This window comes from Phyllobacterium brassicacearum (assembly GCF_003010955.1).
In the GTDB taxonomy this organism is placed as follows: domain Bacteria; phylum Pseudomonadota; class Alphaproteobacteria; order Rhizobiales; family Rhizobiaceae; genus Phyllobacterium; species Phyllobacterium brassicacearum.
In genome coordinates this window covers 1-7,690 of record NZ_PGGO01000048.1, presented here as the reverse complement: position 1 = coordinate 7,690, position 7,690 = coordinate 1, and the positions used below count along the sequence as shown (strand labels likewise).

The window sequence follows — 7,690 nt, the reverse complement described above, 5'->3', positions numbered from 1 at the left end:
TTGGCGCGTCACTGTTTTATGGGGACGCCGTCATCACGCCTGCGATTTCCGTACTGTCGGCGGTCGAAGGCCTCGAGGTCGTTGCGCCGGCGCTTGGGCCCTATATTGTCCCCATCACACTCGTGATTTTGTTGACACTGTTTGCCGTGCAACGTTTTGGCACGGCGCGCATGGCCATCGTTTTCGGGCCAATCACCCTGCTCTGGTTTCTGGCTATCGGATTTTTCGGTCTCTGGCATTTGTTCGATGACCTCAGCATCCTGGCCCCGGTTAATCCCTATTACGGGTTTGATTATGTTGTGCGCAATCCGGGGACCGCGTTTGCAACGATCGGCACCGTGTTTCTTGCCGTAACAGGGGCAGAAGCGCTCTATGCGGATCTCGGCCATTTTGGTCGCCGGCCAATCGCGACGGCATGGATGTGGATTGTCTTTCCATCGCTGCTATTGAATTATCTCGGCCAGGGCGCATTCGTGCTGGCGCCACACAATCCCGCAGGGCATCGTCCACCTCAGGAGCATCGAGGTGCTTCTCGATGAACCAGGCAGCGACTTGCCAGGCCTGGTCCGCGAGGAATGCCGGGATCTTCTGGCGCAAATCGGCGAGAAGACAGTGCGTATCCAGACCAAAACCAGGAGGATCAAGGAAGTGGCGGCCGAAACGGATACGACGCGACGGTTGCAGACGATGCCGAGGGTTGGCCCGATCGTCGCGCTTGCAGTCGAGGCTTTTACCCCTGCGATGGCAAGCTTCAAGCGTGGCCGAGATTTCGCTGGAAGCTCGCCAAGTCATCGCTTTCGGCTTCAGTGACCAATCCACATGCTCGTTGCCCAAATGGCTTACTTGTGATCGTGAAATGGCAGTTGGAGGCCGAACGTCGTGACCAGATCCGCCACCTGTGCCGGACTAAGGTAGCGCGGGTTGAGATTTCGCAAAATCAGATAAAGCTTCGCCGTCTCTTCCAGTTCCTCGGTTGCAAAAACCGCGGCTTCAAGGCTGTCGCCCGCTACAACTGGGCCGTGATTGGCCAGCAGTACGGACGAATACTTGCCCGCAAGTCCGCGAATAGCATCAGTCACGGCCGGATCCCCGGGCCGGTAGTAGGGCACGAGAGCGGTTTGGCCGGCGCGCATGAGGTAATAGGGCGTCATTGGCGGAAGTGCGGCTCGCGGGTCAATCTCAGGCAGCATGGTCAGGGCAACTGCGTTCGTGGAATGAAGGTGGACGATTGCGCGAGCGCTTTCGCGTGTTTCGTAAAGCGCTGAGTGAAGCGGAATTTCCTTGGTCGGTTTGTCTCCTGACAGCAGCCTTCCTGTGGCATCGAGCCGAGAGAGACGGGCCGGATCAAGGAATCCGAGAGAAGCGTTCGTGGGTGTCACCAGCCAGCCGCCATCATCCAGTCGCAACGATATGTTGCCCGACGAACCGGGTGTCAGTCCCCGCTCAAACAGGGACCGACCGTATCGGCAGATTTCCTCACGCAGGCGCGTCTCAGACATTAGAACCCCTCCGGTGTCACGCTGTTGCTCCTTCGATCAACTGAAAGCCGAGATCGACAACCTGTGGCGGCGCGTTCGCCACAACGAGTTGCGCTGCCACCTGCCCTATCGCGACGCGCGGCGTACGTATGGTCGAGAGGGGTTGTGGCGTTACCCGGCCAATATCGAGGCCGTTATAGCCAAAGATGGCCAGCTGCGAGGGAATTGAAATTCCCCGCGCCAAACAATGAAAATAGCCACCCAGCGCCATGTCGTCGTTTGAAAAATAGACAGCATCGAGATCAGGGCTTCTCGCCAGCAATCGCTCCAGCCCTAAACGTCCAATTTCGACAGACGACGCCCCGGCGTGAATCTCCTGGTCGACAAGCGGCATGCGATCCGAACTCAGCGTCTCGCGGAAGCTGGAATACCGTTTGCCAGCGCGTGTATCGCGGTCCAGATCGTGACCGACATAGCCAATCCGGCGATAACCCCGCTTCAGCATAAAATGTGCGCTTTCGCGACCGGCCGCACGGTTGGAGAAGCCGACAGCCAGATCCAGAGCAACGCCATCCACATCAAGCAATTCCACAACCCGGCAGCTGGCGGCGCGCAGCATCTTGACCGTACCCTCGGTATGTTCGTAGCCTGCCAGCATGACTGCCGTCGGACGCCAGGCCAACATTGAGGCGACAAGCGCTTCTTCCCTTTCCGGGTCGTAGTCGGTCACGGCGAAAACGGCTTGGTGCTGGTTCTCTTCCAGTGTGCCGCCTGCACCCCGAAGCACATCGGCAAAAACGATATTGGAAAGCGAGGGGATGACAAACGCGACAAGACGCGACCCAGCGGATGCCAGCGTTCCCGCTATCCTGTTGGGCACATAGCCCAACCGTTCGACCGCCGCCATCACACGGTCCCTTGTCTTGCCGGAAAACGAACCATGGTTTCGCAGAACGCGTGAAACCGTACTTTCCCCGACTCCGGCCGCCTCGGCAACCTGCGCAAGCGTCACTGCCGCCTGGTATTTGAAAACCATATTCCCTCTTGAACCCTGCACTCGGCAGTACGCGTCGGCGGTTGGCAACATCCGAAGGGCGGTGGGCGCTGCCGACTATGCAGCCATCATTTTCACGGCTCTCTTCTCAATAATCAAGTTTTTTTGGCAGCGCTACCAATTTCATGTTGGCAGCGCTGCCAAAATGGATTATAGAAAATGGTAGCGCTACCATTATTGGTCGGACGCGCCACGGGGAAAATTACTGGGCCCCCCGGCAACCCTATTGGAGGAGGAAATCATGACGCTGCAAACGCAGGCGCCAACCGTTGGCGTGCACCCGATCCAAGCGGTGGAAGACCGCGCCTATAGCAAGGTATTTTGGAGAATCGTGCCATTTTTGATGTTGTGCTACGTGGTCGCCTATCTCGACCGCGTCAATGTCGGTTTCGCAAAGCTGCAGATGTCAAGCGAACTTGGCCTGTCGGAAGCAGCCTACGGCGTTGGCGCTGGCATCTTCTTTATCGGATATTTTCTGTTCGAGGTGCCCAGCAACATCATCATGAACAAAGTCGGTGCGCGTATATGGATAGCCCGCATCATGGTAACATGGGGTGTCATCTCTGCCGCCTTCATGTTCACAACATCAGAAACCACATTCTATGTCCTGCGATTCCTGCTGGGTGTTGCAGAAGCGGGATTTTTCCCCGGGATCATTCTCTATCTGACCTCGTGGTACCCGGCGCACCGCCGCGCCAAGATCATCGCCACATTCATGTCCGCCATCCCGATTTCGGCCATCTTCGGCAATCCGCTATCGGGCCTGCTTATGGATGGCTTCCACGGGACGCACGGTCTTTCCGGCTGGCAGTGGATGTTCCTGATCGAAGCCATTCCAGCCATCGTTTTCGGCATTGTCACCTTTTTCTATCTCGACGACTCGATCCGCACCGCGAAATGGCTGGATGATGCCGAGAAAGACGTGCTGACGGCAAATATCAGCGCCGAAAACCGGGCCAAGGCATCGAGCCCGCACAGCATAGGCGCAACACTGACCGACCGCCGCGTCTGGCTGATGTGCCTTATCTATTTCTGCTTCGTGCTCGGGCAGTATGGCCTGAATTTCTGGATGCCAACCATCGTGAAGGCGACGGGCGTGGCCGGAAACCTGAATATCGGCCTCATTTCTGCAATCCCCTACATCTGCACCTTCGTTGCCATGCTGGCGCTCGGACGTTCTGCCGACAGGCTGCGCGAACGGCGATGGCATCTGGTCATCCCTGCCCTGATCGCCGCCGGCGGTTTTGTCGCGGCAACGATGGCAACGAGTACGCCGGTCGCCATCGCCTGCCTCTCGCTGGCTGCAGCAGGTGCAATCAGTTGCGCACCGCTCTTCTGGTCGCTCCCAACGGCTTTCCTCGCTGGTACGGGTGCCGCAGCCGGTATCGCCTGGATCAACTCCGTCGGCAACCTAGCCGGCTTCCTTGGACCATTCCTGGTGGGCTATCTGAAGGACTTCACCGGAAGTAACAGTGCCGGTATGTATCTTCTTGCCGTGGCTCTCATTGTCGGCTCGCTGGCCGTGCTTGCAGTACCTGCGAAAACCGTCAATCGTTAAACTACCAAACCCTCCGGGTCGTCGGCGCCCGGAGGGTATCGCACCCTTCCCTTACCAGACTGGAGAATATCGTCATGCCATCGCTCACTGAAAATCCGGGACGTACCGTTGTGGCGGCCGTGATCGGCCTTGGCTCCATGGGACTCGGGATGGCCCGGTCGATGAAACGCGCTGGTCTCGACGTTGTCGGATATGACATTTCATCCGCGGCGATTGATCGCTTCGTCGCAGTTGGCGGTCGCGGCGCTGCCACGCCCGCCAACGCTGCGAAAAACGCCGACATCGTCGTCTCTGTGGTCGTTAATAGTGCACAGACTGAGGCCGTGCTTTTCGGGACCCACGGCGTCGCAGAAGCAATGAAGTCCAAGGCCGTCTTCATATCGTCGGCAACCATGGATCCTGCTGTCGCCTGTGATCTGTCACAGCGTGCCGAGGCTCTCGGCTTTCATTATCTCGATGCACCGATTTCGGGCGGAGCGACAAAGGCGGTGAACGGCGATTTGACGATCATGGCATCCGGCTCGAAGCAGGCATTCGACGCGGCCCGTCCGGCCCTTGATGCCATGGCCGGCAAGGTCTACGAGCTCGGCGATGCAGCCGGAACCGGTGCGGCGTTCAAGATGATCAACCAGCTTCTTGCCGGGGTCCACATCGCCGCCGCGTGCGAGGCCATAACCTTCGCTGCCAAGCAGGGGCTCGATCTCGATAAGGTATACGAGGTGATCACGGCGTCGGCCGGCAACTCCTGGATGTTCGAGAACCGGGTGCGGCATGTGCTGGCCGGGGACTACACCCCCCTCAGCGCGATCGAGATTTTCGTCAAGGATCTTGGCATCGTCCAGGATATGGCCCGTTCGGAGCGCTATCCGGTACCGCTCGTCGCGGCAGCCTTGCAGATGTATCTGGCCGCTTCGGGCGCGGGCATGGGTCGCGACGACGATTCCTCTCTCGCACGGCTTTATGCCCAGCTTTCGGGTGCGAAGCTGCCGGGCGTGAACGGCTAACCGCAGAGCCGATAGGAGGAGAGCTAAAATGCCGATGTTCGCCGCCAACCTGACGATGATGTTTAACGAGTGGCCGTTCCTTGACCGCTTCAGCGCCGCAGCGGATGCCGGGTTTGCCGCCGTCGAGTACCTCTTTCCCTACGAAGTCCCCCCGGACGCAATCGCTGAACGGCTCGTTCGCAACAACCTGCAGCAGGCGCTGTTCAATCTGCCGCCGGGGGATTGGACCGCGGGCGAGCGCGGTATTGCGGCTCTCCCCGGACGGTTCGATGCACTGAAATCGGACGTGGAACGAGCGCTCGATTACGCTGCGGCGACCGGTGTAAAGCGGTTACACCTGATGGCTGGCCTTGCCAATCCTCATGACGAAGAGGCAGCGTCGTGTTACCAACGCTCCGTGGTCTACACTGCCGGGCGGCTTGCCGAAGAGGGGATCGACCTGGTGCTCGAGCCCATTAACGGACGCAACATGCCGGGCTATTACCTGAATGATTTCAATATAGCTGAAAAGCTCATCGCGAAGCTCAGCCTGCCAAACCTGAAACTCCAGTTTGATATTTATCATCGCCAGATCATGCATGGCGATGTGGCCATGGCCCTGCGCCAGCTGCTGCCTGTAATCGGCCATATCCAGATCGCCAGCGTCCCGTCACGCCAAGAACCCGACGGCGAAGAATTGAATTACCCCTACCTGTTCGATGAGCTGGACCGGATTGGCTATGACAGTTTCGTTGGTTGCGAATACAATCCGCGCGGCGGCACACTCGACGGCCTGGACTGGTTCAAACCTTTTGCAAGGAGCTAGATGATGGCCATACTGCTCGGATCGATCGCCGATGACTATACAGGGGCATCAGATCTCGCCAACACGCTGATGAAAAACGGCCTGCGCACGGTGCAGACGGTTGGTATTCCCGATCCGTCACTGGCGCTGCCGGACGTGGATGCGGTCGTCGTCTCGCTGAAGATCCGCTCGGTCGCTGCAGCCGAGGCCGTGGCGGCGGCGACAGCGGCTGACGGGTGGCTGCGCAAGCGGGGCGCAATCCACGTACTTTACAAGATCTGCTCGACTTTCGATTCCACCGATACCGGCAATATAGGCCCGGTCACCAATGCATTGAGCGGTGGCAGCGCCGACAGCGTGGTGCTGGTAACTCCCGCCTTTCCGGAAACGGGCCGTACAGTTTATCTCGGCCACCTATTCGTTGGCGAACAACTGCTGAACGAAAGTCCGCTTAAGGATCACCCCCTAAATCCGATGCACGACGCCAATCTCGTGCGCGTTATGGCTAGGCAATCACGTGGCGCCGTCGGACTGGTTGGCCTCTCGACGGTCTCGGATGGCCCGGAAGCCGTGAAGACCAGGCTCGAGACTTTGCGCGCCACGGGTGTCACCGCCGCGATTGCTGACGCGATTTTTGAACGCGACCTCGAAACGTTGGGTACGGTCGCCCTCCAGACATGGGTTTCGACGGGGGCTTCGGGGTTGGGCCTCGGTCTCGCCAGGGCTCTCGTCCGCTCTGGTCAAGTGCCATTACGGACCGGAGCCACGGCCGATGCCATTCGTCCGGTTGGTGGTTTGGCCGCCATTGTTGCCGGCAGTTGCTCCAAGGCAACGCTGCAACAACTCGCCATTGCCGAACAGTCAATGCCCGTGCTGCGGCTCGATCCCGAACGGCTTCTCGCTGGTTCGGAGGAAATAAACGCGGCAATCTCCTGGGCCGGCGATCGAATTTCAGCGGGCCCCATCGTTATCGCGGCCAGTGCGGCTCCCGAAATGGTCTCCCAACTTCAATCACGATACGGCCGCGACGCGTCTGGTCATGCAATCGAGAGCGCAACCTCTTCCATTGCAGCGGAACTGGTCGCGCGAGGCGTGCGGCGCATGGTCATTGCCGGCGGCGAGACTTCTGGCGCGGCCGTCGACAGGCTTGGCATTCCGGCCTTCTTGATCGGCCCCGAGATCGCGCCAGGAGTGCCGGTGCTGCGAACGATCGGCAACGTACAAGGCGATATGCTCCTGGCGTTAAAATCGGGCAACTTCGGCGGTGGGGATTTCTTCGCAGCCGCGCTGGCCATGATGCACTGACCGAATGAATCGTACCTAATAGCCGTGCATGTTGTGGAAACTTCAGGGGCGTGTCACCAAAACTCTTCTGTGGACATATATGGACCCCGCCCAATTGCAACATCCTCTAACGGCAGATTTTTAGTGGCGACATATTGTCTGTGATGTACAATAAGCCGGCAAACGAGGCATTATCCCTTGGCGCTGGCCGGCGGCGAAGGCGTCAGTAGACCAATCGATGGCGATCGTTCAATGTGATACCGAGAGCCAATTAAAGGACCAGGGAATAGAGCGCGACCGACGCATTACCATCCGCTCGAGCAAACACCTGAACAACAGCATCACCGCCGTATCAAAAGACGCCTCCGTTCCATGTTGGCGTTCAAGTCGTAAATGACAGCTAGAGCGGATCATTGCTTGTCGGAATCGCACCGGGATTCCCAAATCAGTTGATATGTGATTCATCATGGATGCTGGGATTGGAGGCCAGCATCCATGACGCGACCCTATTCCAATGATCTTCGTGAG

The 7,690-nt window shown here is 58.6% G+C and carries 7 protein-coding genes and 1 pseudogene; 6 read left to right on the top strand and 2 right to left on the bottom strand.

Going from position 1 to position 7,690, the window contains the following annotated elements; all coding sequences use genetic code 11:
* Both CU102_RS27960 and CU102_RS27955 read left to right on the top strand, forming a co-directional pair.
* Positions 1 to 509 (top strand): annotated as a pseudogene (locus tag CU102_RS27960) (KUP/HAK/KT family potassium transporter); the annotation flags it as partial.
* Positions 510 to 525: 16 nt separating this feature from the next.
* Positions 526 to 810: a hypothetical protein gene (locus CU102_RS27955; protein WP_106714307.1), complete on the top strand. Its 285-nt coding sequence runs from the start codon at positions 526 to 528 to the stop codon at positions 808 to 810.
* 29 nt (positions 811 to 839) lie between these two features.
* On the opposite strand, the gene otnC is transcribed toward CU102_RS27955, so the two are convergent.
* Positions 840 to 1,499, bottom strand: coding sequence for a 3-oxo-tetronate 4-phosphate decarboxylase (otnC, locus tag CU102_RS27950; RefSeq protein WP_106714306.1), 660 nt, complete (start codon positions 1,497 to 1,499; stop codon positions 840 to 842).
* A 16-nt stretch (positions 1,500 to 1,515) separates the two neighbouring features.
* The gene (locus tag CU102_RS27945) at positions 1,516 to 2,514 is read right to left on the bottom strand and encodes a LacI family DNA-binding transcriptional regulator (protein WP_106714305.1); all 999 of its coding nucleotides are present in this window, start codon (positions 2,512 to 2,514) and stop codon (positions 1,516 to 1,518) included.
* A gap of 259 nt (positions 2,515 to 2,773) precedes the next feature.
* Here CU102_RS27945 and CU102_RS27940 point away from each other — a divergent pair, with 259 nt between their 5' ends.
* The 4 genes from CU102_RS27940 (at position 2,774) to otnK (ending at position 7,183) form a co-directional block, all read left to right on the top strand.
* Positions 2,774 to 4,090: an MFS transporter gene (locus CU102_RS27940; RefSeq protein WP_106714304.1), complete on the top strand. Its 1,317-nt coding sequence runs from the start codon at positions 2,774 to 2,776 to the stop codon at positions 4,088 to 4,090.
* Positions 4,091 to 4,164: 74 nt separating this feature from the next.
* Complete coding sequence (gene ltnD, locus CU102_RS27935) at positions 4,165 to 5,094, top strand: L-threonate dehydrogenase (protein ID WP_106714303.1); 930 nt, start codon at positions 4,165 to 4,167, stop codon at positions 5,092 to 5,094.
* Between the two features lie 28 nt (positions 5,095 to 5,122).
* A complete protein-coding gene (gene otnI / locus CU102_RS27930) occupies positions 5,123 to 5,899 on the top strand; it encodes a 2-oxo-tetronate isomerase (protein ID WP_106714302.1) in 777 nt (258 codons plus the stop codon).
* 3 nt (positions 5,900 to 5,902) lie between these two features.
* Entirely contained in the window at positions 5,903 to 7,183 is a 1,281-nt protein-coding gene (gene otnK, locus CU102_RS27925) for a 3-oxo-tetronate kinase (RefSeq protein ID WP_106714308.1), read from the top strand.
* Positions 7,184 to 7,690: the final 507 nt, after the last annotated feature.

Bases quoted from the DNA above. Each gene is read 5' to 3' on its own strand.
- otnC (WP_106714306.1), bottom strand. From the start codon at position 1,499: ATGTCTGAGACGCGCCTGCGTGAGGAAATCTGCCGATACGGTCGGTCC.
- CU102_RS27945 (WP_106714305.1), bottom strand. From the start codon at position 2,514: ATGGTTTTCAAATACCAGGCGGCAGTGACGCTTGCGCAGGTTGCCGAG.
- CU102_RS27940 (WP_106714304.1), top strand. From the start codon at position 2,774: ATGACGCTGCAAACGCAGGCGCCAACCGTTGGCGTGCACCCGATCCAA.
- ltnD (WP_106714303.1), top strand. From the start codon at position 4,165: ATGCCATCGCTCACTGAAAATCCGGGACGTACCGTTGTGGCGGCCGTG.
- otnI (WP_106714302.1), top strand. From the start codon at position 5,123: ATGCCGATGTTCGCCGCCAACCTGACGATGATGTTTAACGAGTGGCCG.
- otnK (WP_106714308.1), top strand. From the start codon at position 5,903: ATGGCCATACTGCTCGGATCGATCGCCGATGACTATACAGGGGCATCA.